Annotated in this window: 26 protein-coding genes and 2 pseudogenes; 8 read left to right on the top strand and 20 right to left on the bottom strand. The window is 77.0% G+C overall.

Going from position 1 to position 24,570, the window contains the following annotated elements:
• Positions 1–14: 14 nt before the first annotated feature.
• Both IU369_RS07670 and IU369_RS07665 read right to left on the bottom strand, forming a co-directional pair.
• Complete coding sequence (locus IU369_RS07670; protein WP_217923984.1) at positions 15–314, bottom strand: hypothetical protein; 300 nt, start codon at positions 312–314, stop codon at positions 15–17.
• Positions 311–997: a hypothetical protein gene (locus tag IU369_RS07665; protein ID WP_217923983.1), complete on the bottom strand. Its 687-nt coding sequence runs from the start codon at positions 995–997 to the stop codon at positions 311–313. Before IU369_RS07665 ends, IU369_RS07670 begins: the two co-directional genes overlap by 4 nt.
• Positions 998–1,141: 144 nt before the next feature.
• Here IU369_RS07665 and IU369_RS07660 point away from each other — a divergent pair, with 144 nt between their 5' ends.
• On the top strand, positions 1,142–1,750 hold the full coding sequence (locus IU369_RS07660) for an NUDIX hydrolase (protein ID WP_217923982.1): 609 nt from the start codon (positions 1,142–1,144) through the stop codon (positions 1,748–1,750).
• Here the strand turns inward: IU369_RS07660 and IU369_RS07655 are convergent.
• Positions 1,747–2,013 carry a hypothetical protein gene (locus IU369_RS07655; protein WP_217923981.1) on the bottom strand — a complete coding sequence of 89 codons (267 nt, stop codon included), beginning with the start codon at positions 2,011–2,013 and terminating at the stop codon, positions 1,747–1,749. The genes IU369_RS07660 and IU369_RS07655 overlap by 4 nt on opposite strands.
• Before the next feature lie 45 nt (positions 2,014–2,058).
• Here IU369_RS07655 and IU369_RS07650 point away from each other — a divergent pair, with 45 nt between their 5' ends.
• The 3 genes from IU369_RS07650 (at position 2,059) to IU369_RS07640 (ending at position 5,810) form a co-directional block, all read left to right on the top strand.
• Entirely contained in the window at positions 2,059–3,087 is a 1,029-nt protein-coding gene (locus IU369_RS07650) for a prenyltransferase (protein ID WP_217923980.1), read from the top strand.
• A gap of 115 nt (positions 3,088–3,202) precedes the next feature.
• The gene (locus IU369_RS07645) at positions 3,203–5,347 is read left to right on the top strand and encodes a helix-turn-helix transcriptional regulator (protein ID WP_217923979.1); all 2,145 of its coding nucleotides are present in this window, start codon (positions 3,203–3,205) and stop codon (positions 5,345–5,347) included.
• A gap of 49 nt (positions 5,348–5,396) precedes the next feature.
• The gene (locus IU369_RS07640; protein WP_217923978.1) at positions 5,397–5,810 is read left to right on the top strand and encodes a hypothetical protein; all 414 of its coding nucleotides are present in this window, start codon (positions 5,397–5,399) and stop codon (positions 5,808–5,810) included.
• A gap of 39 nt (positions 5,811–5,849) precedes the next feature.
• Here the strand turns inward: IU369_RS07640 and dprA are convergent, their stop codons facing one another.
• Positions 5,850–7,013 carry a DNA-processing protein DprA gene (gene dprA, locus IU369_RS07635; RefSeq protein ID WP_217923977.1) on the bottom strand — a complete coding sequence of 388 codons (1,164 nt, stop codon included), beginning with the start codon at positions 7,011–7,013 and terminating at the stop codon, positions 5,850–5,852.
• Positions 7,010–8,542 (bottom strand): YifB family Mg chelatase-like AAA ATPase, encoded by a 1,533-nt coding sequence (locus IU369_RS07630; protein WP_217923976.1) that lies wholly within the window; start codon positions 8,540–8,542, stop codon positions 7,010–7,012. The genes dprA and IU369_RS07630 overlap by 4 nt, the downstream gene beginning before the upstream one ends.
• Before the next feature lie 129 nt (positions 8,543–8,671).
• On the opposite strand from IU369_RS07630, the gene IU369_RS07625 reads away from it, so the two are divergent.
• From IU369_RS07625 to IU369_RS07610, 4 genes are all read left to right on the top strand, one after another.
• On the top strand, positions 8,672–9,004 hold the full coding sequence (locus tag IU369_RS07625) for a VOC family protein (RefSeq protein WP_217923975.1): 333 nt from the start codon (positions 8,672–8,674) through the stop codon (positions 9,002–9,004).
• A 52-nt stretch (positions 9,005–9,056) separates the two neighbouring features.
• On the top strand, positions 9,057–11,048 hold the full coding sequence (locus tag IU369_RS07620) for a S8 family peptidase (RefSeq protein ID WP_217923974.1): 1,992 nt from the start codon (positions 9,057–9,059) through the stop codon (positions 11,046–11,048).
• Between the two features lie 71 nt (positions 11,049–11,119).
• Complete coding sequence (locus IU369_RS07615) at positions 11,120–12,172, top strand: hypothetical protein (protein WP_217923973.1); 1,053 nt, start codon at positions 11,120–11,122, stop codon at positions 12,170–12,172.
• 81 nt (positions 12,173–12,253) lie between these two features.
• A complete protein-coding gene (locus tag IU369_RS07610) occupies positions 12,254–12,613 on the top strand; it encodes a YraN family protein (RefSeq protein ID WP_217923972.1) in 360 nt (119 codons plus the stop codon).
• Here IU369_RS07610 and IU369_RS07605 read toward each other — a convergent pair.
• From IU369_RS07605 to plsX, 15 genes and pseudogenes are all read right to left on the bottom strand, one after another.
• Entirely contained in the window at positions 12,546–13,277 is a 732-nt protein-coding gene (locus IU369_RS07605) for a ribonuclease HII (protein ID WP_217923971.1), read from the bottom strand. The two genes, IU369_RS07610 and IU369_RS07605, sit on opposite strands and share 68 nt — an antisense overlap.
• Before the next feature lie 168 nt (positions 13,278–13,445).
• Entirely contained in the window at positions 13,446–13,796 is a 351-nt protein-coding gene (gene rplS / locus IU369_RS07600) for a 50S ribosomal protein L19 (protein ID WP_217923970.1), read from the bottom strand.
• A gap of 120 nt (positions 13,797–13,916) precedes the next feature.
• The gene (locus tag IU369_RS07595; protein WP_217923969.1) at positions 13,917–14,897 is read right to left on the bottom strand and encodes a DUF389 domain-containing protein; all 981 of its coding nucleotides are present in this window, start codon (positions 14,895–14,897) and stop codon (positions 13,917–13,919) included.
• A gap of 144 nt (positions 14,898–15,041) precedes the next feature.
• Complete coding sequence (trmD, locus tag IU369_RS07590) at positions 15,042–15,719, bottom strand: tRNA (guanosine(37)-N1)-methyltransferase TrmD (protein WP_217923968.1); 678 nt, start codon at positions 15,717–15,719, stop codon at positions 15,042–15,044.
• Positions 15,716–16,234: a ribosome maturation factor RimM gene (rimM, locus tag IU369_RS07585; RefSeq protein WP_217923967.1), complete on the bottom strand. Its 519-nt coding sequence runs from the start codon at positions 16,232–16,234 to the stop codon at positions 15,716–15,718. The genes trmD and rimM overlap by 4 nt, the downstream gene beginning before the upstream one ends.
• A gap of 16 nt (positions 16,235–16,250) precedes the next feature.
• The gene (locus tag IU369_RS07580) at positions 16,251–16,499 is read right to left on the bottom strand and encodes a KH domain-containing protein (RefSeq protein WP_246551381.1); all 249 of its coding nucleotides are present in this window, start codon (positions 16,497–16,499) and stop codon (positions 16,251–16,253) included.
• Positions 16,500–16,501: 2 nt separating this feature from the next.
• Complete coding sequence (gene rpsP / locus IU369_RS07575) at positions 16,502–16,747, bottom strand: 30S ribosomal protein S16 (protein WP_217923966.1); 246 nt, start codon at positions 16,745–16,747, stop codon at positions 16,502–16,504.
• Positions 16,748–16,767: 20 nt separating this feature from the next.
• Positions 16,768–18,087 carry a signal recognition particle protein gene (gene ffh, locus IU369_RS07570; RefSeq protein ID WP_217924344.1) on the bottom strand — a complete coding sequence of 440 codons (1,320 nt, stop codon included), beginning with the start codon at positions 18,085–18,087 and terminating at the stop codon, positions 16,768–16,770.
• 68 nt (positions 18,088–18,155) lie between these two features.
• The gene (ftsY, locus tag IU369_RS07565) at positions 18,156–19,163 is read right to left on the bottom strand and encodes a signal recognition particle-docking protein FtsY (protein ID WP_217923965.1); all 1,008 of its coding nucleotides are present in this window, start codon (positions 19,161–19,163) and stop codon (positions 18,156–18,158) included.
• On the bottom strand, positions 19,160–19,936 hold the full coding sequence (locus IU369_RS23820) for an AAA family ATPase (protein WP_425516814.1): 777 nt from the start codon (positions 19,934–19,936) through the stop codon (positions 19,160–19,162). The genes ftsY and IU369_RS23820 overlap by 4 nt, the downstream gene beginning before the upstream one ends.
• Before the next feature lie 827 nt (positions 19,937–20,763).
• Positions 20,764–21,225 (bottom strand): annotated as a pseudogene (locus IU369_RS23815) (hypothetical protein); the annotation flags it as partial.
• 1,180 nt (positions 21,226–22,405) lie between these two features.
• Positions 22,406–22,498 (bottom strand): annotated as a pseudogene (locus IU369_RS23810) (AAA family ATPase); the annotation flags it as partial.
• Positions 22,492–23,142 (bottom strand): ribonuclease III family protein, encoded by a 651-nt coding sequence (locus tag IU369_RS07555; protein ID WP_246551464.1) that lies wholly within the window; start codon positions 23,140–23,142, stop codon positions 22,492–22,494. The pseudogene IU369_RS23810 and the gene IU369_RS07555, both read right to left, overlap by 7 nt.
• 47 nt (positions 23,143–23,189) lie before the next feature.
• Positions 23,190–23,432: an acyl carrier protein gene (gene acpP / locus IU369_RS07550; RefSeq protein WP_343233206.1), complete on the bottom strand. Its 243-nt coding sequence runs from the start codon at positions 23,430–23,432 to the stop codon at positions 23,190–23,192.
• Positions 23,433–23,539: 107 nt separating this feature from the next.
• Positions 23,540–24,559, bottom strand: coding sequence for a phosphate acyltransferase PlsX (gene plsX, locus IU369_RS07545; protein ID WP_217923963.1), 1,020 nt, complete (start codon positions 24,557–24,559; stop codon positions 23,540–23,542).
• Positions 24,560–24,570 lie beyond the last annotated feature (11 nt).

Genomic DNA, 24,570 nt, shown 5'->3' with positions numbered 1-24,570 from the left:
AGTATAGACCGGGCCTACGGGGGTCCCGGCGGCCCCTCCTCCATGGCGTAGAGGCGCACGCGGGGCTCCCTGCCCAGCCGCTCGGCGAGCGCGGCGAGCACCGCCCGCGCCTCCGGGCGGTCGGCGAAGCCGGCGGCGTCGGCGGGGTCGTCCCACTCCGCGAGGCAGCCGTACTCCCCGGCGTCCGCGTCGACGAACAGCACGTGGCGGCGGCAGCCGGCCGCCGCGGCGGCGAGGCGCGCGCCGATCTCCCGGGCCTCCTCCAGCGTGCCGGGGCCGAGGCGGAACGCGACCTCGGTGCCGTGGAGGCTCACGGGCGCAGCCGCGTGACGTGCGCGGCGACGACCTCGTCGGCGAGCTCCTCGCACACCGGCAGGGCGGCGGCGACCCGGTCGGCGAGCCGCTCGGCCGCCCCCGCCCAGCCCGCTGACTGCTCGAGGGAGCGCAGCCCGTCGAGCAGCTCGGCCGACAACGACTCCTGGTCGGACACCAGAGGCTCGGAGACGCGCATGAAACGCGCATACGCCCCGGACAGGCGGCCGTGCAGCGCCACGGCGGCGTCGAGGTCGGGCAGGGACGCCACCGCCCGGACCGGCGCGTCGCGCCACGCCGCCAGCTCGAGCGCCCGGGCGGCGACCGTCTCCAGGACCGACAGGATGCCGTGGGGGTCCTCCCCGAGGGCCAGCAGGCGACCCACCGCCGCCACGAGCCCCCGTAGGGCCTCGGCGTCGACGAGGGTCTCGACCTGCTCCCACAGCAGGCTCGCCGACGCGGCCTCCCGCGCGGCGCGCAGGGTGTCCTCGGGCCGGAGGTCCGCCCGCAGGCACAGGAACGCCGGGCCGTCGAACGCGACGAGGTAGCTGCGCCGCCCCGGGGCCGGCTCGACGGCGCGCACCCCGAGCGGGGCGGCGCCCGCGATCGCCGCGGCGGCGTCGCGCGCGCGCCCGAGGGCCTCGACGAGGTCCTGCACGGCGGCGTCGGCGGTGGCTCCGGTCACGCCCGGACTGTTGCAGACGACCCGCTGGTCGCGCCGGGCGCCCCACTACGACCATGCCCGCGCGCCGGGTCACGCGACCGCGGCCGCCCCTGCGGCCGACGGGTGGGGACCATGGCCGCGCGGCACGGTCGTACACTCGGCCGGATGCCCGCCCGCCCCGGACGCCCTCACGCCGCCCCCGGGGTCCCGCCCCTCGCCGACCTCTCGACGGCGCTCGAGGCGACCCTGCGCGACCGGCGCCCGACGCCCCAGCCCGGTCCGGGGCGGCGCGCCGCCGTCCTGGTCCTGCTCTACGAGCGCCACGAGGAACCGCACCTGCTGCTCACGAAGCGCAGCGACGACCTGCCGTCGCACCCCGGGCAGATCTCACTGCCCGGCGGGGTGGTGGAGGTGCACGACGCCTCGGAGCGCGACGCCGCCCTGCGCGAGACGGAGGAGGAGGTGGGGATCGGGCGCGAGGGCCTGCGGGTGATCGGCGAGCTCGACGACGTCCACACGATGGTCTCGGGGTTCATCATCCACCCCTTCGTCGCGGTCCTCGACCGGCCGATGGTTGCGGTGCCGAGCGACGCCGAGGTGGCCCGGATCATCCACGGGCGCGTCGCGGACCTGCTCGCGGCCGACGCCGTGCTGCCGCCGTCCCCCTCGGTGCGGGAGCTGCGCTACCCGCTCGCCGGCGAGGACGTGTGGGGGGCGACCGCCCGGGTGCTGCGCACGTTGTGCGCCGTCACCCGCGAGGCGCTCGCGACCTAAGCCGTGGTGCGGGGCGCCACCGGCGGGCGGGGTGGCAGGTCGGGCACCGTCACGCCGCCGTTCTCGCCGCCGTAGCCGAGCACGTCGAGCCGCTCGAGGTGACGCGCGAGCTCGGCCTGGCGCCGGTGGTCCGGCGGCAGCGCGGCCGCGTACTGGGCCACCCGGTCGCGGATCTGGAAGGCGAAGTGCGGGGTGGCCGCGCCGACGAGCTGCGCGAGCTCGTCCTCGTCGGGGATGTCGTGGACGTGCTGGAAGACGGGCATGCCCGCAGGGTACCAGCGGGTGCGGCGGCGACGGTACAGTGCCCCATGGGCGGCGTCCGCCGTGCGGTGCTGGGCCTCTGGCTGGAGATCCGGGTGATCCCGGTCCTGCAGTGGTCCTTCACCGCCATCACGCTCGGGACGGCCCTCGCATGGCGCGACGAGGGGGAGGGGTCCGTGACCGGCTACCTCGTGGCCGTGGCGATCGGCGTCCTCCTGCAGGGGCTCGTCGCGCACAGCGTCAACGAGATCTCGGACTGGCGCTCCGGCACCGACCGCGACCCCTCGCCGCGGGTCATCAGCGGGGGCAGCAAGGTGATCGCCTCCGGCCTGCTCGGGCCGCGGGCGCTGGCGGGCGTCGCGGTCGCGGCGGCGCTCGCGGCCGCCGTGCTCGGGACGGTCGCCGCGGCGCGGTGGGGGTGGATCCTCGTCGTGTACGGCGCCGCCGGCCTCGCGGGGGCGGTGCTCTACACGCTCCCGCCGATCCGGGCGGCGTACCGCCCGTTCGGCGGGGAGGCGATCGCGTTCACCTGCGTGTGGGGCTGCACCAGCGGCGCCTACGTCCTGCAGACCGGCGGCCTGTCGGGGGGCGCCGCCCTCGCGGGGATCGCCTACGGCGCCTCGTGCGTGGCGATGCTGATGATGCACCACTACCTGGACCGGGTCCCCGACAGCCGGGCGCTGCCGCCGAAGACGACCACCATCGTCCTGCTGGGCGGCGCGGGACGGCGGTACGCCGTCGCGTGGGCGGCGATCGCCCTCGCGGGGGCGGTGGTGCTGACGGCGCTCGTCGACGGCGCCTTCGTCGTCGCGGCGGCCGCGTTCGCGGCGTGCCTGGCGCTGCACGTGGTCGTCGTCCCCGACGACCCGGCGTCGGTCACCCGCAGCGAGCTGGGGGTGATCCTGCTGGGCATGGCGGGGGGTCTCGGCACCGCCGCCCTCATCGCCCCCGGGATGGCGTGGGCCCTCGTGCCGGTGGCCGTGCTCGTGCCCCTCGAGCTGGTGCTGTCGGGCGCCGCGCACCGCGATCTGATGGCCTCCCGCGCCGCCGCCCCCGCGACGGGGACGCCGCCGTGAGCGTCCGCGCGCGGTCCCCGCTCGGAGCGGGATCGGCGGGCCCGGCCGCACGGCCCGGCGGGGGCGCCTGGGCTATCATCGGACGCCCCGACAGACGGGTTGTGAGCACGCGATCATGGCGATGAGAGACGACGACAAGCTGGTCCGCCAGCTCTCCCTGGTCGCCTTCCTGATGTCTCAGCAGCGGCCGGTGACGGCCGACGAGATCCACGAGGCGGTGGAGGGATACGGCGGCATGACCGAGCAGGCGTTCCTGCGCCGGTTCTACGCCGACCGGGCGGAGATCGAGGCGATGGGGCTGCGCCTGGCGGTGGAGCGCCCCGGCGACGACCCCTTCCAGGGCGACCTCTACGCGCTGCCCCCCGAGAACTACTACCTGCCGGAGCTCGACTTCGACGAGGCCGAGCTGTCGGCCCTGCAGACGTGCCTGTACCTGCTGGAGGGGCAGTTCGCCTACGCGGAGCCGTTGCGCCTCGCGTTGCAGCACCTCACGCTGGGGCGCCCGAGCCCGCTCGACGACCACGCCGCGCGGACGGTGTCGGTCAACCTGCTGGGCGGCGACTACTCGGCGGAGATCGCGAACCACCTGAGCAAGATCGAGTCGGCGATCAGCCGCCGCAAGACGATCCGCTTCACCTACTACTCGATCGGCCGGGACGAGCGCTCCGAGCGCGAGGTCGACCCGTACAGCCTGCTCTACTCGGCGGGCAACTGGTACATGGTCGGCTACTCCCACGAGCGCAGCGACACCCGCATCTTCCGCCTGTCGCGGGTCGAGGGGCGGATCACGTTCAAGACCCGCGCCGAGCACGACTTCCGGGCGCCGCAGGACTTCGACCTGTCGCGGTACCGCGACCGCGCCCCGTGGCAGCTCGAGGGCCCCCACCAGACGGCGACGATCGCCCTCACCCCCACCATCGCGTGGTGGGTGGAGCAGATGTTCGGCGCGTACGGGGCGACGGCCATCGGCGCCGACGGGGCCGGCGTGTACACGACCGACTACGCGAACCGGCGGGAGCTGGTGGCCTGGATCCTCGGCCTCGGCACCGAGGCGCGCGTGATCGAGCCGACGGAGCTCCGGGAGGACGTCACCGCCGCCCTGACCCTGGTCGCGGAGCGCCACCAGGTGGACGGCCCCCGGCCCGCCCCCTCGCCCCCGCTGCGGGTCGCCGCGGCGCCCGAGCCGTCCGCCGCAACCGGCGCGGAGGTCCCCGCGGCCCAGCAGCCGCCGGAGCGCGTGGTGCCGGCGGAGCGGTTCGCCCGCCTGCTCGCCCTCATGACGCGCCTGCTCGCCGCCTGCGGCGACTCGGCGGAGGCGCAGATCCCGATCGCCGACCTCCGGGCCGCGCTGAACCTCGACAAGCGCACGCTCGAGGACGACATCGGCCTGCTGAACCTCATCAACTTCGGTGGCGGCTGCTACGCCCTGTTCGCCCAGATCGACGGCGACACCGTGGTGGTGCAGAAGGAGACGTACGGGGACCGCTTCGCACGGCCGGCCCGCCTGTCGCCGCTGGAGGCGAAGGCGCTGCTGTGGACGCTCGACTTCATCGGCGACCGCCTGCCGACCGAGGCGGGCAGCTCGTTGAGCTCCGTGCGGGCGAAGGTGGAGGCCGCGATCGGCGAGGACAGCCTCCCGACCGTCGAGCTGGGGCGGGCGCAGTCGCAGAACACGGGGCTGGCGACGGCCGTGAGCCAGGCGATCCGTGAGGACCGCCTGCTGGAGATCGACTACTGGACGGAGTCGCGGGGCGCGATCACGAAGCGCGTGATCGAGCCGCACCTGCTCGTGAACGCCCAGGACGCCTGGTACGTCGTGGCGTACTGCCGCCGCGCCGAGGCGCAGCGGACGTTCCGCCTCGACCGGCTGCGCAGCGCGGTGCTGCTGGAGGAGCGCTTCCCGCGCCGTCCCGAGATCGCGACCGCCGGTCCGTACATGCCGTGGGGTCACCACCCCCAGCCCGGTGAGACGGTGGCGCAGAGCGCCTCGGTGTGGTGCGCGCCGTCGCTCGCCCGCTGGATGCTGGAGAAGCACAGCTCCCGCGAGCGCTTCGCCGACGGCTCCGCCCTCGTCGAGATCCCGTACGCGAGCGAGGAGTGGCTCGTGAAGGAGCTGCTCAAGTACCAGGGTGACGCGGTGCTCTTCGAGCCGGTCGCGCTGCGGCGCACCGTCGCCGAGCTGGCCGAGGGCGTCCTCGACCGCTACGACGAGGCCGACCTCCCGAGCGGCGGCCACCGCCGGAGGGCCACCACCCGCTGACCCGGGGTCCGCGGCGGCGCGGTCCCCCTCCGCTGCCAGACTCGGGAGGATGACCGCGTCCGGCACCGCCCTCCGACGTATCGCGTCGCGGTGGCGTCTCCTGACCGGTGCCACGCTCCTCCTGGTGGTGCTCGCCGGGGCGAGCGGGGCGGTCTGGTACCGGGCGACCTACCACTTGTGGCCGGGTCAGGGGGTGCCCCCGCGCATACACTGGTGCGGCCGGGACTACGACCGCGGCCCGGGTCCGGCCGTCTCCCACGCGGAGGTGGCGCGCACGCTCGGCGCGGATCCGGTGGTCGTCATGCGGGTCCCCCCGCTCGGCCCCCGGCACGACCTCGTGGCGGCGACCACCGAGCGGGAGGTGCGGCGACGTGAGCCGTCCGCCTCCGGATGCGCCACGCTCGTCTACCTGCGACTCGGACCCGGCCGCTACCGGGTCTACGAGCTCCAGGGCAGCCTCTGAACGGCCGAGAGGCCCCGGCGGGCCCGCAGCCCTCCGCCGTCAGCCGTCCCCGACGGACGTGCGGCGATCCCGGCGGTGTCGCGACTCGATGGTCCCGCGGAGCGGCGCCGCCCACCACCGCTGCCCCTCGCCCCGGATGGCGAGCCCCTCGACCTCCAGCAGCGCGAGGGCTCCCGCCACGGCGGCGGCGTCCTCGCCGAGCGCCTCCGCCAGGCCGTCGGCGGCTCGCGGCTCCCGCGCCAGCAGCGCGTGGATGCGCCCCTCCAGCCCCTCGGGATCGGGTCCCCCGGACGTTCCGGCGCCGTGCTCCCCCCACGCCGCGTGGGGCATCTCGGCGACGACGTCGTCGGCGTCCTCCAGCAGGGCGGCCCCCGCGCGCAGCAGGCCGTTCGCGCCCTCGGAGGCGAGCGCTCCCGGCCACCCGGGCACGGCGAGCACCGGGCGGCCGAGCTCCAGGCCGAAGTCGGCGGTGATCAGCGCCCCCGACCGGCGACCCGCCTCCACGACGGCGACGGCGCCCGCCATGCCGGCGACGATCCGGTTCCGCGCCGGGAACCGCCACGGCGCCGGGGGCGTTCCCGGCCAGAACTCGGAGATCAGCAGGCCGTCGCCGCGGATGCGCTCGGCCAGGGGCCGGTTGCGACGCGGGTAGGGCACGTCGACGCCGCACCCGAGCACCGCGACCGTGGGGCCCCCGCCGTCGAGGGCCCCCTCGTGGGCGGCGGCGTCGATGCCGTGCGCGAGGCCGCTGACCACCACGGCGCCGCGCCCGGCGAGGTCGGCCGACAGGCCACGGGCGAACGCCCGCCCCGGTGCCGTCGCACGGCGGCTGCCGACGACCGCGACGACGGGGTGCTCGTCCAGCGCGGCGAGGACGGCGGGGTCCCCCCGCCAGAAGAGGCCGAACGGCGGGTCGGTGAGGGCCCGCAGCCCCGCCGGGTAGCCGGCCTCCCCCATCCCGGCGTGGCCGATCCCCGCCGCGGCGAGCAGACGGCGGTCGGCGGCCGGATCGATCCGCCCCCGGGCGGCGTGGGCCGCCGCGAGCTCGGCGCCCTCGCACCGCAACGCGCGCCCGAGGGCCGCCCGGTCGGCCCGCCACAGCCGCTCCGGTCCGCCCGCCGCGCGCGCCGCGCGCTGGAGGTCCCGGCCGAGCGCCTGCGCGAGGCGCGCGAGGCCGAGCGTCCAGTCGGCGGGGCCGCTCACGCGGCGGCGCTCCCGGCCCCCGTGGTGGCGCGGTAGCCGATCGCCTCGGCGACGTGCTCGGCCCGCACCGCGTCGGAGCCCTCGAGGTCGGCGACGCTGCGCGCCACCCGGAGCACCCGGTCGTGCGCCCGCGCCGACATCCCGAGCCGGTCGACCGCCCGGCCCAGCAGGAGCGTCGCGGGCCGGTCGAGGGCGGCGGCCTCCCGCGCGGCCGCGGGCCCGAGCTCCGCGTTCGGGCGCGCCTGGCCGCGCGCGGCGGCCCGGTCGCGCGCCTCCGCCACCCGGTTCCGCACCGTCGCGCTGTCCTCCGCGGCGCCGCGCCCCATCAGCTCGTCGCGCGGCAGGCGGGGGACGTCGACGTGCAGGTCGATGCGGTCGGCGACCGGCCCGGACAGGCGCGCGCGGTACGCCTCGGCCCGCCCCGGCGGGCAGACGCACCGCCGCACGGGGTCGCCGTCGAAGCCGCACGGGCACGGGTTGCCGGCGCAGACCAGCAGCGGCCGCGCCGGGAAGCGGGCGCTCGTCATCGACCGGGTGACGTCGATCGCCCCCTCCTCGAGAGGCTGCCGCAGGGCGTCGAGCGCCGACGGGGCGAACGCGCAGACCTCGTCGAGGAACAGGACCCCGTGGTGGGCGAGGCTGACCTCGCCCGGCCGCGGCACCCGTCCCCCGCCGACCAGGCCCGGGGCGGAGACCGTGTGGTGCGGGGCCCGGAACGGCCGCCGGACGACGAGGGGCGACGCCGGGTCGATGAGGCCGGCGACCGAGTGGATGCGGGTCACCGCGATCGCCTCGTCGAGGGTCAGCGGCGGCATGATGCCGGGCATCCGGCGCGCCAGCATCGTCTTGCCGGCGCCGGGCGGGCCGGTCATCAGCAGGGAGTGGCCGCCCGCGGCCGCCACCTCCAGGGCACGGCGCGCGGTGGCCTGCCCGCGCACCTCCGCCATGTCCGGGCCCGGGGACGCGCCGGCCGCCGCGAGCAGGGCCGCGGCGTCGACGCGGGGCACGGACGGCGCGACGCGGCCCTCGAGCTGGTCGGCCGCCGCGCGCAGCGACGCCGCCCCGAGCACCTCGACGCCGGGCACCAGCCCCGCCTCGCCGGCGTTGGCCGCCGGCACGACGAGCCGCCGCCAGCCGCGGCGCGCGGCGTGCTCGGCCATGGCGAGCGCACCGGGGACGGGGCGCAGCGTGCCGTCGAGGGCCAGCTCCCCCACCGCCCCGACCCCGGCGAGGGCCGAGGGGGGCACCTGCCCCGACGCGACGAGGATCGCGAGGGCGATCGGGAGGTCGTACTGGGGGCCGGCCTTGCGCAGGTCGGCGGGGGCGAGGTTCGCCACGATCCGCCGCGGGGGGACGGTGAACGCCTGGTTGGCGAGCCCGGACCGGACGCGCTCGCGCGCCTCCTGCACCGCCACGTCGGCGAGCCCGACGATGGCGAACGACGGGAGCCCCGCGCGCAGGTCGACCTCGACCTGGACGGTGGAGGTCTCGATGCCGAGGACCGCGGGGCTGACGAGTCGGGCGACCACGTCCCGGACCCTGGCACCGGCGGCGCGCACGACTCCGCACCGGTCCGTGACGGGGGCGTGCCGGACGGGTGCTGTCGCGCGTGACGTCCCGTGTCCTACCCTGGGGGTCCCCGCCACAGGAGGAGCACCGTGGAGTTCGACCACGTCGCGCAGCAGGTCCCCGACATCGCCGAGGCCGTCGCCTGGCAGGTGCGCACGGTCCCCGGCAGCCGGGTCCTCCACGAGGACCCCACGTGGGCGCTCGTCGAGTCCGGCGGGGCGAAGCTCGCCTTCGTCCTCGCCGACCAGCACCCCGCCCACCTCGCGTTCCGCGTGAGCGACGACGAGCTCGAGCGCCTCGCGCAGGAGAACGGCGCGACCATCGCGACCCACCGGGACGCGACGCGCAGCATCTACCTGCAGGGGCCGGGCTCGCTCGCGACCGAGATCATCAGCTACCCGGAGGCCACCGGCGCCGGTTGACGGGACGCCTCCCGGCGACGAGGTTCCCCCCGGGCCCGTCGCCCCCGCCGCCATGACCGCAACCATCCGCGCATCCCTCGCCGTCCTCGGCGCCCTGCTCGCCGCCGCGGCGCCGGCCGTCGCCGCGCCCCCGCAGCCGGGCGACGTCGTGCCCGGGGAGGTCGTCGTCGGGCTCGCCGACACGGCGACGGGCGCCGCGCGGGCGGCGCTCGAGCGCCGCACCGGCGTCATCCTCGACGCGCCCGTCACCGCCCGCGGCGCGCGGCGCGCCCGCGTCGGGTTCGCGGGCTCCGTCCCCCGCGCGCTCGCGCGCCTGCGCGACGACCCCGCCGTCCGCTGGGCGGAGGCGAACCGGTTCCACCGCGCCATGGTCGTCCCCTCGGACCCCTTCTTCGGCTCCCAGTGGGGGCTCCTCAACACGGGGCAGCCGGTGCTCGGGTCGTCCGGCGCGCCCGGCGCCGACATCGGCGCCCCCGCGGCATGGGACGTGACGACCGGGAGCGACCGGGTCCGGGTCGCCGTGCTCGACGGCGGGGTCGACGCGGCCAACCCCGACCTCGCCCCCAACATCGGCGTCGTCAACCCGGGCGAGGCGGGCGACGGGCGGGAGGGCAACGGGATCGACGACGACGGCAACGGGTTCGTCGACGACTGGCGGGGATGGGACCTCGTGGCCGGCGACGCCGACCCGGCCGACGAGGGGCCGACGCGCCACGGCACGACCGTCGCCGGCGTCATGGGCGCCCGGGGCGGGGACGGCACCGGAATCGCCGGCGTCACGTGGACGTCGCGGATCATCCCCGTGCGCGGCCTCGACGCCACCGGGTTCGGCACCACGGCCGACCTCGCGGCCGGGATCACCTACGCCGCCTCGATGGGGGCGCGCGTCCTCACCGCCAGCTTCGGCGGCACCGCGTCCCCCGCGATCGCCGAGGCCATCGCCACCGCGCCGCAGATGCTCGTGGTCGCGGCGGCCGGGAACGGGGGCGACGACGCGGTCGGCGACAGCAACGAGCTGGCGGGACGCGTCTTCCCCTGCTCGCTCGCCCTCGAGAACGTCGTCTGCGTCGCCGCCACCGACCCGTCCGACGCGCTGGCGTCCTTCTCGAACTACGGCGCCACCCGCGTGGACCTGGCGGCCCCCGGCGTGGCCATCATCGGCCCGCCCCCGCCGGGGGCCGGGGCCACCCCGCAGTCCGGCACCTCCTTCGCCGTCCCCCACACCGCGGGCGTCGCGGCCCTCGTGCTCGCCCGGTCCCCCGCGGCCTCCACCCGCGACGTGCGGCGTGCCCTGCTCGAGGGGGCGGAGCCGCGGCCCGGCCTGACAGGGAAGGTCGCGACGGGGGCACGCCTCGACGCCCCCGGCGCGCTCGCCGCCATCCCCGCGCCGGGGCCCGGGCCGGGCGGCACGACGGGCCCCGCCGTGGACCTCGGGGGCGGCGGGGCGCGGCTGTCGGGGACGGTGCCGGCGTCGTCGGAGCGTCTGGCGTACCGGTTCGACCACGGGCCGACGGCGGAGTACGGGGCGAGCACCCCGACGCGCCCGCTGCCGCCCGGGGCGGCGCGCACCGTCACCGAGGACGTCTCCCGCCTCCCCGCCGGGACGCCGCTGCACCACCGGCTCGTCGTGCTCGGCATGGGCGGGGTGACGCTCGGCGCGGACGCCGTCTCGCGCACGCCCCCGCCCGCCCCTCCCGCCGCGCCGGCGCCCCCCGCCGCGGCTCCCGCCGCCCTCGTGGTCGCGGCGCGTCCCGCGCTCCGGGGCGTGGCGCGCGCGGGACGGGGCTGGACGGTCGCCGTCCGGCTGCCGCAGCGCGCCCGGGTCGTCGCCGTCGTGCAGCGCCGCCTCCCCGCCGTGCCCCGGCGGCCCACCCGCTTCACGACGGTCCGCGGCGTGCGGCCACGGGCGTACGCGGCCGGCACGCGGCGCCTCGCGCTCGGGGCCCTGCGGCCGGGGGCGTACCGCGTGCGCGTCACCGTGACGGGGCCCCCCGGGCGGGTCGTGCTGCTGCGCTCCTTCGTCGTGCCCCGCCGGGGCCGCTGAGCGAGGGATCCGGCGGGCACCCGCCGCCCGTTGGTGCGAGCATCCACCCGATCACGACAGGGGGAGCCGCGATGAGCACGTACGACCGGATCAGGGACCTGCCGCTGCGCGTGGAGGGCTACGACCTCGAGGTGCGGGCCCTGGAGCTCGGCGAGGACTTCCGCCGCCTCACGACGGTCATCCGGCTGCACGGCGCCGGCGAGGAGGGCGTCGGCGAGGACGTCTGCTACGACCCGGGCGAGCACGAGTCGCAGGCGGCCGCCGGGCCGGTGCTGCCCCTCGCGGGCACGTGGACGATCGACTCCCTGTCCCGCCACCTCGACGGCCTCGACCTCTTCCACGCCGGCCCGCCCGTCTACCCGATGTCGGGGGACTACCGGCGCTGGGCGTACGAGAGCGCCGCGCTCGACCTCGCGCTGCGCCAGGCCGGGATCTCGCTGGCCGAGGCCCTCGGCCGCACGCCCTCCCCCGTGCGGTTCGTGGTCTCCACCCGGCTCGACGAGCCCCCCACCTCCCGCAAGGTGACGACGTGGCTCGCCCACGACCCGACGCTGCGCTTCAAGCTCGACCCGACCGACGACTGGAGCGACGAGCTGATGGCGGAGCTGGCGGGCCTCGGCGTGGTCGAGACCCTCGACATGAAGGGCCAGTACGAGACGGTCCCGTTCGGCGTGCCGAGCGACCCGGCCACGTACCGCCGCATCCTCGCGGCGTTCCCCGACGCGATGATCGAGGACCCCCGCCTCACCCCCGACCTGCGCGCGACCCTCGCCGGCCACGAGGACCGGGTGACGTGGGACGCGCCCCTGCACTCCGTGGACGACATCCTCGCGCTCGAGTGGACCCCCCGCACCGTGAACATGAAGCCGTCGCGCTTCGGCCCGCTCTCGCGGCTGTTCGCGGCCTACGACCACCTGGAGCGCGAGGGGATCGCCGCCTACTCGGGCGGGCAGACCGAGCTCGGCCCGGGGCGCGGGCAGGTGCAGTACCTCGCCTCCCTCTTCCACCCGGACGCCCCGAACGACATCGCGCCCGGCGGCTACAACGACCCGAACCCCCCGGACGGCCTGCCCGGCCCCCCGCTGCCGGTGGCGGCGTCCCCCACCGGGTTCCGCTGGGGCTGACGCCACCCGTCACACGCACGTGACAGCCCCGGCACGGACGGGGGTGGAACGGTGCGCCCCCGGTGGACGACCGTGGGCGCCATGGACGGCGGGCACGCAACGGGGCGGCGGGGCGAGCGGGCGGCGGAGCGGTTCCTGCGGCGGCGCGGCTGGACGGTGCTCGCCCGGCGCTGGCGCGCCGCGGGTGGCGAGATCGACCTCGTCGTCGCCCGCGGCGGTGCGCTGGTGCTGTGCGAGGTCAAGACCCGGTCCGACGCGGCGGCCCTCGACGAGCCGTTGACCGCGGCGCAACGCGCCCGGATGCGGCGCGCCGCCCGCGCCTGGCTCGCCCTGCACCCCCCACCCGACGGCGCGGAGGTGCGCATGGACCTGATCACCGTGCGGCCGGGACGCCTCCGGGCGCGGGTGCGCCACCTGCCGGGGGCGGCGGCCCCGCCATGACGTACGCGCCCTCGGGGTACGCCGCCGAGTTGAACGAGCGGCGGTGCAGCGGCGAGAGCCCCTCCACGCGCAGCGCCTCGTGGTGCACCGGCGTGGCGTACCCGACGTGCTCGTCGAAGCGGAACCGCGGCCACGCGGCGGCCACGGGACCCGCCATGAGGCGGTCGCGGGTGGTCTTGGCGATGACCGACGCGGCGGCGATGCTCGCGCTGCGGCCGTCGCCGCCCACCACGGCCCGGTGCTCGACGGCCGTCGGCCCGAGGCGGAAGCCGTCGACCAGGCAGACGCCCGGGCAGGGCGCGAGGCGCGCCAGGGCCTCCCGCATGAGGCGCAGGTTGGTGCGGTGCAGGCCGTCGCGGTCGATGGTGCGGGGCGAGGCCATCAGCACCACCACCTGCTCGGCGTGGCGCATGACCGCGGCGGCGACGCGCTCGCGCACGTCGTGGGCGAGGCGCTTCGAGTCGTCGAGGTCGCCGAGCGCGCGGCGCCCGGCGGGGGTCAGCGCCCCGAGGTCGAGGCAGACGGCCGCGACGACCAGCGGACCGGCGAGGCACCCGCGCCCCGCCTCGTCGACGCCCGCGACCCGGGCGGTGCCGAGGGCGCGGTCGTGTGCGAAGAGGCGCGCCGACCTGCGATGCGCGCCGGGGCGGCGCCGGGGCGCCACGCGCGACCTAGGTGTCCTGGTCCAGGAGTTCGATGGCATTTCCCGGCTGCATCGCTACGCGATGCGGCGTCCTCGGCCGACCCGTATTCCCGATACCGGGTCTGACCTGCGTCCTTGCCTCGCGTGCGATTCGCTCGGGAACTGCATACGAACTCCCGGCTCAGGCCACTACGAGGTGCGCTGCTTCTCGCGGATGCGGGCCTTCTTGCCGATCTTGCCGCGCAGGTAGTAGAGCTTCGCGCGGTTCACGTCGCCCTCCATCGTCCGCTCGATCTTCTCGATCTTCGGCGAGTGGACGGGGAACGTGCGCTCGACGCCGACGCCGAAGCTCTGCTTGCGGACGGTGAAGGTCTCGCGGTTCGTCGAGCCCTGGCGCTTGATGACCGTGCCCTCGAAGACCTGGACGCGCTGACGCGAGCCCTCGATGACGCGGAAGTGGACCTTGACCGTGTCACCGGCCTTGAAGTCCGGGATGTCGTCGCGCAGCTGCTCGCGCTCAAGGCTCTCGATGACGGTCATCTCGGTGAAGCTCCTCGCTCGGCTCGCCCCGGGTTCGGGTCCCGGCAAAACGACGGGCAGCATAGCAAGGGCACCGGGACCCGGGCAGCCCCGCCCGCCGTCCCCCGCCGGGGTGCGGGATCAGCGCCCGGGGAGGTCGGTCCGCTCGACGGGCACGAGCTCCAGCCGCACGTCGAGATCGGCCAGGCCGTCCCGGTCGAGCGCGGTCCGAAGCGTCCCCGGATCCGGCACGGGCAGCGGCCCGGCAGCCCGCACCTCGACCCCGTCGGGGGTGTTCTCGACGCCGACGAGCTCCCAGCCCCGGGCCTCCGCCCACGTCGTCGCGACGTCGGTCACCTCGGCGTCGCGCAGGCTGTCGGCGGCGACCCGCTGCGACGTCGCCGACAGGGGCAGCGCGAGCGCGAGGACCGCGACCACCACGACGGCGGTGGCGGCACGGTGGTCGAGGCGGCGGCGGGCCCGCACGGAGCGGGCGGTGCTGACCCGGTAGATCGTCAGGACCACGAGGCCGCTGAGGAGGATCGCGCCGACGTTGGTGAGGAAGAGCAGCAGGGCGCCTGCCGACTCGTCACCCGCGCCGCCTTCGAGGGTGAGGCCGACGACGGCGAGCGGCGGCACCAGGGAGATGGCGATCGCGACGCCGGGCAGCGTGTCCGACACGTCGGACCGGACGAGGGCGAAGGCGCCGACGACCCCGGTGGCGAGCGCCGCCACCAGGTCGATCAGCCGGGGCTGGACGCGGCCGGCGACCTGGGGGCTCGTCGCCGCGACGGTGTCCACCGGCACGAACGTCCCGACGGCCCAGCCGATCGCGACGACGAGGACCGCCCCGGTGACGACCAGCAGCAGGGAGATCGCGAGGTTGCGCAGGTCCCCGATCACGACGCTGAGGACGGTCCCGAGGATCGGGGTCATCAGCGGGGCGACGATCATCGCGCCGATCACGGTCGCCGTGGAGTCGGCGACGACGCCCGCCGACGCGATCAGCGCCGCGAGGGTGAGCAGCACCCAGTAGCGGCTGAGCTTGCGCGCACGGTCCAGCTCGTCGAAGAGCAGGCCGCTCGTCATGCGGGTCACATCGGCGTCGGTGATGGTCGGCACGGCCTCCTCCGTCGGCGCCGCGCGCGCCGGCGCGGCCATCGGCCGCCCCACGGGATCGGGCCGGTCCGCAGCAGACATTCGCCGCGCGGCCCGGAACTCCCCGTCCGTCGCGCGGCGCGCGCGTGCGCGCGGCGCCGGCCGGGGTCAGCCGGTACGGGGCGGCAGCACCCGCTCGGCGCGCCAGCGGGCGACGGCGCCGTGGTCGCCCGAGAGGAGCACGGGGGGCACCCCCACGCCGAGGAACTCGGCGGGACGGGTGTAGTGCGGGTGCTCGACGCCGCCGCCGAGGCCCTCTGAAAACGACTCGGCGTCGAGGCTCTCCCGGTTGCCGAGCGCCCCGTGGAGCTGGCGGGCGACGGCGTCGATCACGGCCATCGCGGCGACCTCCCCGCCGGCGAGCACGAAGGGCCCCAGGCAGATCTCGTCGTTGGCGAGGACGGTGTGGACCCGCTCGTCGAAGCCCTCGTACCGGCCGCAGAGCAGCGCGAGCTCTGGCTCGTGCGCCAGCTCGCGGGCGACGGCGTCGGTGAACGGCCGCCCCCGGGGCGTCAGCACCACGACGCGGCGGTGGTCGCGGACCTCCGCGGCGGGCTCGCCGTAGACGGCCTCGAGCGACGCGGCCATCACGTCGACCCGCAGCACCATGCCCGGCCCCCCGCCGTAGGGGGCGTCATCGACCTGCCCCTGCCGCAGCGGCGTCGTGTCGCGGGGGGAGAAGCACCGCACCTCGAGACCGGAGTGCACGGCGGCGTTGGTGAGGTGGCGCGGGCGCCGCATCCAGTCGAACCACTCCGGGAACAACGTGAAGACGTCGATCCTCACGGCCCGTCGTCACCCAGCAGGTCGGGGCGGACCACGATCCGCCGCCCCGGGACGTCGAGGTCGATCACCGCGTCGGCCGTGAACGGCAGCAGCACGGGCCCGCCCTCCGCCGCGACCTGCAGCGCGTCGTTCGCGGGACCGGAGAACACCTCCGTCACCGGGCCGAGGGGGCGGTCGCCGAGCAGCACCTCGCAGCCGACGAGGTCGCGCACGAAGAACGTGTCGGGGTCGTCGAGCCCCCGCACCCGGTCCTCCACGACGGCCAGCACCGCCCCGGTGAGCTCCCCCGCCGCCGCCCGGTCGCCGATGCCGGCGAACGCGAGGATCGGGCTGCGGTCCATGCCGCTGCGGCCGGTGACGACGAGGGTGCGGGGCTCCCCCTCGCGGGGGCGCACCTCCACCTCGTCCCCCGGGCCGAGCGTCGCGAGGGTCGGCCCGGACGGACGCGCGTGGACCGCGCCGCCGGTGCCGTGCGGACGCCCGATGGTGCCGATGACGACGGTCGCCGGCCTCATCGCGCGGGCGCCGCCGTCAGTCGACGATCTCGAGGGTGGCGCGCTCGCCGCGCGCCGTGGCGGCCGCGCGCAGGATCGTGCGCAGCGCCCGGGCGACCCTGCCGCCCCGGCCGATCACCTGACCGAGGTCCTCGTCGGCGACGTGCAGCGACAGCACCCGGGCGTCCGGGCCGCCGTCCTCGACGACCTCGACCTGCTCCGGGTGGTCGACGAGACCCTTCGCGAGCGCGGCGATCATGGCCCCGAGCGGGCCGTTGCCGGCCACGGTCAGGCCGCCTGGGCCCGGGCGATCTTGATCAGCTTGCGCACGGCCGAGGTCGGCTGGGCGCCGTCGGCGAGCCACTTGTCGGCCTTCGCCACGTCGATCTCGACGATGGAGGGGTGGGTCTGGGGGTTGTAGCGGCCGATCGTGTCGATGTTGCGACCGTCGCGCGGCGAACGGGCGTCGGCCACCACCACGCGGTAGATGGCGTTCTTCTTGCCGCCCACACGGGCGAGGCGGATCTTGACCACGGTGCTCCTGTCGTCTCTGGTTATCGGCCGAGGAGGGCAGGCAGGCCGCCACGGCCCATCTGCTTCATCAGCTTCTGCATCTGCTTGAACTGCGACAGGAGTTGGTTGACCTCCTGCACGCTGGTGCCGCTGCCGGACGCGATGCGCCGGCGGCGGCTGCCGTTGATGATCTCGGGTCGGCGGCGCTCCTGCAGCGTCATGCTGCGCACGATGGCCTCCACCCGGTCGAGCTGTCCGTCGTCGACCTGCAGGTCCTTGCCCTTCGTGGCGTTGCGGAACCCGGGGATCATGCCCAGCACCTGCGACATGGGCCCCATCTTCCGGACCTGCTGCATCTGGTCGAGGAAGTCCTCGAGGGTCAGCGACCCTCCGCGGATCTTCTGCTCCAGGCGCTTGGCGTCGCCGACGTCGACGGTCGCCTGCGCCTTCTCGATCAGCGTCATGACGTCGCCCATCCCGAGGATGCGCGAGGCCATGCGGTCGGGGTAGAAGGGCTCGAGCGCGTCGATCTTCTCGCCGGTGCCGATGAACAGGATCGGCTTGCCGGACACGGCGCGCACCGACAGGGCGGCGCCGCCGCGGGCGTCGCCGTCGAGCTTCGTCAGGGCGACGCCGTCGAAGTCGACCGCGTCGCCGAACGCCTTGGCGACCTCGACGGCGCTCTGACCGGTCATGGCGTCGACCACGAGCACGACGCTCGTCGGGTCGATCGCGGCCTTGATGCGGACGAGCTCGTCCATCATGTCGGCGTCGATCGAGAGGCGGCCGGCGGTGTCCACGATCACGAGGTCGCGGCCGGTCCGGCGGGCGGCCTCGATTCCGTTGCGCGCGATGGCGACGGGGTCGGTGACGCCGTCCTCGCGGTGCACGGGGACGCCGATCTGGCCGCCCAGCACCGACAGCTGCTCCGCGGCGGCGGGGCGGTAGACGTCGCAGGCCACCAGCATCGGCGCGCGGCCCTGGGCGTGGAAGTGGCGGGCGAGCTTCGCCGAGCACGTCGTCTTGCCGGAGCCCTGCAGGCCCGCCATCAGCACGATGGTCGGCGGCTTCGAGGCGAGCGGCAACGCGACGTTGGCGTCGCCCATCAGCGCGGTCAGCTCGTCGCTGACGATCTTCACGACCTGCTGGTCGGGCGTGAGGGAGTCCATCACCTCGGAGCCCTTGGCCCGCGCCGCGATCGCCGTCGTCAGCTGCTTCACCACGGGCAGGCTGACGTCGGCCTCGAGCAGCGACAGGCGGATCGCGCGCATCGCCTGGTCGATGTCGGACTCGGTCAGCTTCCCGCGGCCACGCAGGCCGGAGAAGATCCCCTCGAGCTTCTGTGTAAGGGCTTCGAACATCGGCAACCGCTCACTCTAGAGCAGCGCCCGCCCCTGTGGGAGCGCGGGCGCGCCCGGGGGGCGCCCGCTCAGTCGTCGGGGGCGAAGACCGCGCGGGCGAAGGCCTGCGCGTCGAACGGCTGCAGGTCCTCGAGCTTCTCGCCGGAGCCGACCATCTTCACGGGGATCCCGAGCTCGCGCCGGATCGCGAGGGCGATGCCCCCGCGGGCGGCCCCGTCGACCTTCGTCAGCACCACGCCGGTGAGGTCGGCGGCCTGGTCGAACAGCCGCGCCTGGCTCAGCCCGTTCTGACCGGTGGTCGCGTCGAGCACCAGCAGCACCTCGTGCGGCGCGTCCGGGTTGACCTTCCGCACCACGGCCGCGACCTTCCGCAGCTCCTCCATCAGGTTGTGCTGGGTCTGGAGGCGCCCGGCGGTGTCGATGAGCGCCACGTCGGCGCCGCGGGCGGTCGCCGACGCGACGGTGTCGTAGGCGACGGCCCCCGGGTCGGCCCCCTGGCCCTGGCGGACGAGCTGCGCGCCGGAGCGCTCCGCCCAGACCGCGAGCTGGTCGATCGCCGCGGCGCGGAACGTGTCGGCGGCGCCGATCACCACCGTCTTGCCGAGCTGGCTCATGCGGTACGCGAGCTTGCCGACGGTGGTCGTCTTGCCGCTGCCGTTGACCCCCACCACCAGGATCACCGTCGGGGTCGCGTCGAGCGGGATGCGCGGCGGCTCGGGCGACATCCGGGCGGCCATCGCCTTCCAGAGGGCGCCCGACACGTCCGGGCCGCTGGTGATGCGCCCCTGGGCCGCCTCGCCGCGCAGCTCCTCCACCAGGTCGAGGGTGGCGTCCATGCCGCAGTCGGCCGAGATGAGGGCCTCCTCCAGCTCGTCCCAGGTGTCGTCCGTGACCAGCTTGCCGGCGTAGATGCCGGCGAGCTGGGGGGAGATCGTCTGGCGCGGGCCGGCCGCGATGTTCGCCTTCAGGCGGGCGAAGAGGCCGCGGCGGCGCGGCTGCTCGTCCTCCTCGACCGGTGGGTCGAGGCCGAAGAGCTCCGCCCAGGCGCCGCGATCGGCGTCCCCGGCCTCGCTCACGCGCTCATCCCGCCCGGGATCGCGTGGAGCGCGCGGCGGACGTACGGGCGGGCGGGCCCCTCGACGTCGCGCGTCAGGCGCCGGGCCACGATCTGCGAGACGCCCTCGGCTCCCATCGTCACGCCGAAGATCGTATCCGCGATCTCCACCGTCGGCTGCTGGTGGGTGATGAGGACGAACTGGGTGCGCTCCGACAGCGTCCGCACGACGCCGAGGAAGCGGCGCAGGTTGACGTCGTCGAGGGCGGCCTCCACCTCGTCGAGGAGGTAGAACGGCGCGGGGCGGGCCATCGCGAGGGCGAGGCAGAACCCGAGCGCGACGAGCGACCGCTCGCCACCGGACATCAGCGCGAGCGACCGGGGCCGCTTGCCCGCCGGGACGACCTCCACCTCGATGCCGGCCTCCCCGTCCTCGGCCTCGACGGCACGCAACCGCCCCTCGCCGCCCGGGAAGAGCAGGCCGCAGACCTCGGCGAAGCGGTCCCGGAAGGCGCCGAACAGGGAGTCGAAGCCCTCGGCGACCGCCTCGTCGAGCTCCGAGAGGTGCGACCGCAACGACGCGGCGGTGCTCTCCAGGTCGTCGATCTGGGCGACCATCTCCGTCTCGCGCTCGCTCAGCTCCTCGCGCTCGGCGGCGGCGAGCGGGTTGACCGCGCCGATGCCCTCGCGGCGGCGCTCGAGGTCGGCGAGCCGCAGGGCGGCCGCCTCGGGGTCGAGGGGTTCCTCGTCACCCGCGGGCGGCGGACCGGCCTCGGCGGCGCGCTCCCCCGCCACGGCGGCCTCCACCTCGGCGGCGTGGGCGGCGCGCCGGTCGCCGTGGCGGCGCGCTCGGCCTCCTCGACCGCCCGGTCGGCCACCGCGACGGCGGCGTCGAGCTCCCGCGCCCGGGCGACGGCCGCCGCCTGGAGGGCGGCGGCGCGCTCCGCCGCGGGGGCGAGCGCCTCGGCGGCGGCGGCGAGGGCCCGCGCCGCGTGGCGGGCCGGGCCGAGGTCGCGGTCGCCGGCGGCCTCCCGGGCCACGGCGCGGGTCGATTCGAGGCGTGCGGCCGCCTCGGCCCCGTGGGCGCGGGCGGCGGCGAGCCCGGCGCGGGCGTCGGCGGCGGCCGACGACGCCGTGCGGAGCGCGGCGGTGGCGGCCTCGGCGGCGCGGCGCGCCTCGACGGCCCGGGCGCTCGACGCGGTCGCGGCGGCGCGGCACTCCTCGGCGCGCGGGGCGGCGGCGGCGAGCGCGGCCCGGGCGACGGCCTCGTCGGCCTCGGCCCGCTCGACGGCGGCGCCGGCGTCGGCGGCGCGGGCGGCGCGGTTGCCGGCCTGCGCGCGGAGGGTCGCCACGGCCGCGGCGGCCCGCCCCGCGCAGCGCTCGGCGGCGCGGCGGCGGGACCGGACGGCCCCGAGGGCGGCGGCGGCGCGGCGCGCCTCGCCGGCGGCGGCCTCGGCGGCGGCCGCGGCGGCCCGCTCGGCGTCCTCGGCCCGGGCGTGCAGGGCCCGCCGGGCCCAGGATCCCGCGGCGCGGAAGACCAGGCCGTCGGCCGCGCGGAGAGCGAGCCCCTCCCGGGTGACCGCGACGCCCGACGTGCCGGGCGGCACGGCGTCGAGCTCGTCGACCAGCCACGCGTCGGCCAGGAGGCGCTCCAGGTGGGGGCGGGCGGCGTCGGAGCAGCGCAGCACCAGGTCGAGCACCGGGCGGGCGCCCGGCGGCGGCGTCCCCCGCCCGCGGGCGGGCGCGGGCACGAGGGCCAGGTCGGCCCCGTCGTCGAGCGCGGCGCGCGCGGCGGCGACCGAGTCGGTGGGGACGGCCTCGGCCACGGCGCCGAGCGCCGCGGCGACGGCGTGCTCGGCGCCCTCCTCGACCTCCAGGCCGTCGCCGAGGGCGCGCCCGCCACCCCGCGCGGCCTCGGTCGGCGCGAGCGCCCGCGCCGCGGTGCGCGCCTCGCGCAACCGGCCCTCGGCGACGGCGCGCGCGGCGTCGGCATCGGCGGCGTCGCGCTCGGCGGCCTGCAGCCGCTCGGCCCAGCGCGCGGTGCGCCCGGCCGAGACCTCCTCGCGGCGCTCCGCCCGGGCCACCACCGCGGCGTCCACGGCGTCCTGAGCGAGCGCGGCCAGCCGTGCGCGGGCGCCCTCGAGCGCGGCGGCGGCCGCCCGCACCCGGCGGTCGGCCTCGTCGCGTTCGCGGCCGGCGCCCAGCAGGGCGGCGGCGTCGGCGGCGGCGGCCGACTCCCGCGCCCGGTGCTCGGCGCGCGCGGCGAGGTCGGCGGTCTCGGCCGCCTGCGCGGCGGCGTCGGCCTCGTCGGCCGCGGCGGCGGCGGCGCGCGACGGCGGCCTCCGCGACCCGCGCGGCCTCCTCCAGGGCCCCCAGCCGGTCGGCGGCCGCGGCCCGGCGGGCCTCGTGCTCGCCGGCCTCCCGCTCGGCGGCGGCCACCCGCTCGGCGGCGAGCTCGGCGCGGCCGGCGGTGCGCTCGGCGGCGGTCCGGACGGTGGCGGCGAGCTCCTGCGCGGTGGAGGCCTCGGAGGCCCCCTCGGCGCGGGCGCGGGCGGCCTCGGTGCGCGCGGCGCGCGCGGCGTCCAGGGCGGCGGCGTCGGCGGCGGCGACGGCGCGCAGGCGCTCGGCCTCGGCGCGGGCGTGCGCGTGGGCGGCGGCCGCGGCGCGGGCGCGGGCCGCGCCGACCGCGGCGCGGGCGGCGGCGATCTCGGCGTCGAGGGCCCCGGCCCGCTCGGCCGCGCGGGCCTGGCGGTCGAGCGCCCGCGCGCGGGCGCGCACCTCGCCCGCGATGTCGCGGGCCCGCTCCAGTCGGTCCGCGACCCGGTTCAGCTTCTGCTCGGCCCGGCGGCGGCGGCGCTTCGCCACGGCGACGCCGGCGGCGGCGTCGACCATCGCGCGGCGCTCCACGGGGGTGCTGGTGCAGAGCGCCTCGACCTGCCCCTGGCGGATGACGGCGAGGGCGTCGGGCCCGATGCCCCGCCGCGCGAGCGACTCCTGCACGTCGAGCAGGCGGCAGCTCGCGGCGTTCAGGCGGTAGTGGGCGTCGCCGGCGCGGGTCAGGCGGCGGCTGGCGGCCACCTCGGCCGGGCCGTCCGCGTCGTCGCCGTCGAGCACGAGGCCGACCTCGGCGTACGGCGCCGCGGGGCGCCGCGCGCCCCCCGAGTAGAGGACGTCGGCCATGCCGCCCGCCCGCAGGCGGCCGGCGCGCTGCTCGCCGAGCGCCCACACGACGGCCTCGGCGAGGTTGCTCTTGCCGGACCCGTTCGGGCCGACGATGACGTTGACGCCCGGCCCGAACTCGAGGTGGGTGGCGTCGGCGAACGACTTGAAGCCGCGAAGGGACAGCCGGGTCAGCACGGGGCGGCGCTCCAGGGACGGGCGGCGAGGGCCTGGGCCGCGGCGGCCTGCTCGGACGACTGCTTGGAGGGGCCGGTGCCCTCCCCCATCACCGTGCCGCCGACCCGCACGCGGCTCGTGAAGACGCGCCGCTGCGGCGGGCCCTGCGTGTCGGTCAGCTCGTAGGCGACCTCGATGCGCATGCGCGCCGCCTCCTCCTGCAGGGTGGTCTTGGGATCGCGGGTGCCGGGGGCCGCGACGTCGATCGCCGAGGCGAACGCGTCGAGGACGGCGGCGCGGGTCGCGTCGGCGCCGAGGTCGAGCCAGGCGGCGCCGATGACGGCCTCGGCGAGCGCCGCACGGACGGTCGCCTGGGACGCGAGCTCCCGGGCGGTCTCGGCGCGGGCGGGCGGCGCGGCGGCGACCAGCGCCTCCGGGAGCCCGGCGGCGTCGGCGGCGGCGGCGCAGGGATCGCGCGCCACCACCGCCTGCCGCATCCACGACAGATCGCCCTCGTCCACGGACGGATGGCGACGCATGAGCTCCTCGCTCACGACGAGGCCCAGGACGCTGTCTCCGAGGAACTCGAGCCGCTCGTAGGACGCCTCACGGCGAGGCGCCCACGAGCTGTGGGTGAAGACCTGACGACGCCGGCGTGGCCCCAGGTCCCGGACGAGCCGGGCGAGCCCCGCGGTGGCGTCGGCGGGGGCGCTCAGCCCGTCTGCGCCAGCACGTAGTCGACCGCCTGGCCGACCGTCGTGATCTTCTCCGCTTCCTCGTCCGGGATCTTGACCTTGAACCGGTCCTCCATCTCCATGATGAGCTCGACCAGGTCCAGCGAATCAGCGTTGAGGTCCTCCTGGAAGGACGACTCGACGGTGACCTCCGCCGGATCGACCCCGAGCTGCTCCACGAGGATGGCGCGGACCTCTTCCACAGCCTTGTCTCGGTCCAACACGTCCCCCTTTTGTCTCTCCACGCCAGGTGGCCGCTGGGCTCTGGCTGGGCAACCTACACACGGTCTCGGACGAACCGCCGACGGACGCCGGCGACGCGATGATCCTACGCGGCCGGCGACCGTTCGGCGCCCTCGAGGGCGAGAGCGGCGCCGAACTGCTCCGCCAGACTCCCCCGTGCGCCCCGCGCGGCGACCCTCACCGCGTTGCCGATGCCCCGTCCGCTGGAGTTGCCGTGGCCGATCACGGCCAGGCCCCTCACGCCGAGCAGGACGGCCCCGCCGTACTCCTCCGGGTCGATGCGGTCGCGCATCCGCCGCAGCGGCGGGCGCACCAGCAGGCCGCCGACCCGCCCGAGCAGCGTCGAGCGGACCGCGTCGCGCACCTCGCCCATGAGGAACGAGGCGACGCCCTCCATCGTCTTGAGGACGACGTTGCCGGTGAAGCCGTCGGTCACGACGACGTCGACGACGCCCGTCGGGATGTCGCGGCCCTCGACGTTGCCGACGAAACCCGGGGTCTCGCGCAGCAGGGCGTGGGCCGAGAGGACCAGATCGCTCCCCTTGACGTCCTCCTCCCCGATCGAGAGGAGCCCGACCCGCGGGTCGGCGACGCCGAGGACGTCGCGGCTGAAGATGCGCCCCATCAGGGCGAACTGCTTCAGGTGCTCGGCGCGGGCCTCGGCGCTGCCGCCGGCGTCGAGCAGCAGCACGGGGCGCCCGCCGGCGCCCGGCAGGACCACGGCGATCGCCGGGCGGATGACGCCCGGCACGCGCCGGATGTAGAGCGTCGCGGCCGCGAGCATCGCGCCGGTGTTGCCCGCGGAGACCGCGGCCCCGGCGCGCCCCTGGCCGACGAGGCGGCAGGCGAGCGACACGGAGGCGTCGGGCTTCGCGCGGACCGCGCGGGCCCCCTCCTCGGAGGAGCTCACCGTGTCCGGCGCGTGGACGATCTCGATGCCGGAGTGCCCGGCGGCGTCCTGGCGCTCGAGCTCGCGCTCCAGCACCGGGGCGTCACCGACGAGCAGCACCTGCACGCCGTCGCGGGCCGCCGTGATCGCACCGGTGACCGGCGCGGCGGGCGCGTTGTCGCCGCCCATCCCGTCGAGCGCCACCACGGGGGCCATCAGGCGGTCTC

The organism is Miltoncostaea oceani (assembly GCF_018141545.1).
GTDB lineage: Bacteria > Actinomycetota > Thermoleophilia > Miltoncostaeales > Miltoncostaeaceae > Miltoncostaea > Miltoncostaea oceani.
The sequence above is the reverse complement of the archived record's forward strand: the minus strand, read 5'-3'. Positions and strand labels throughout refer to the sequence as shown.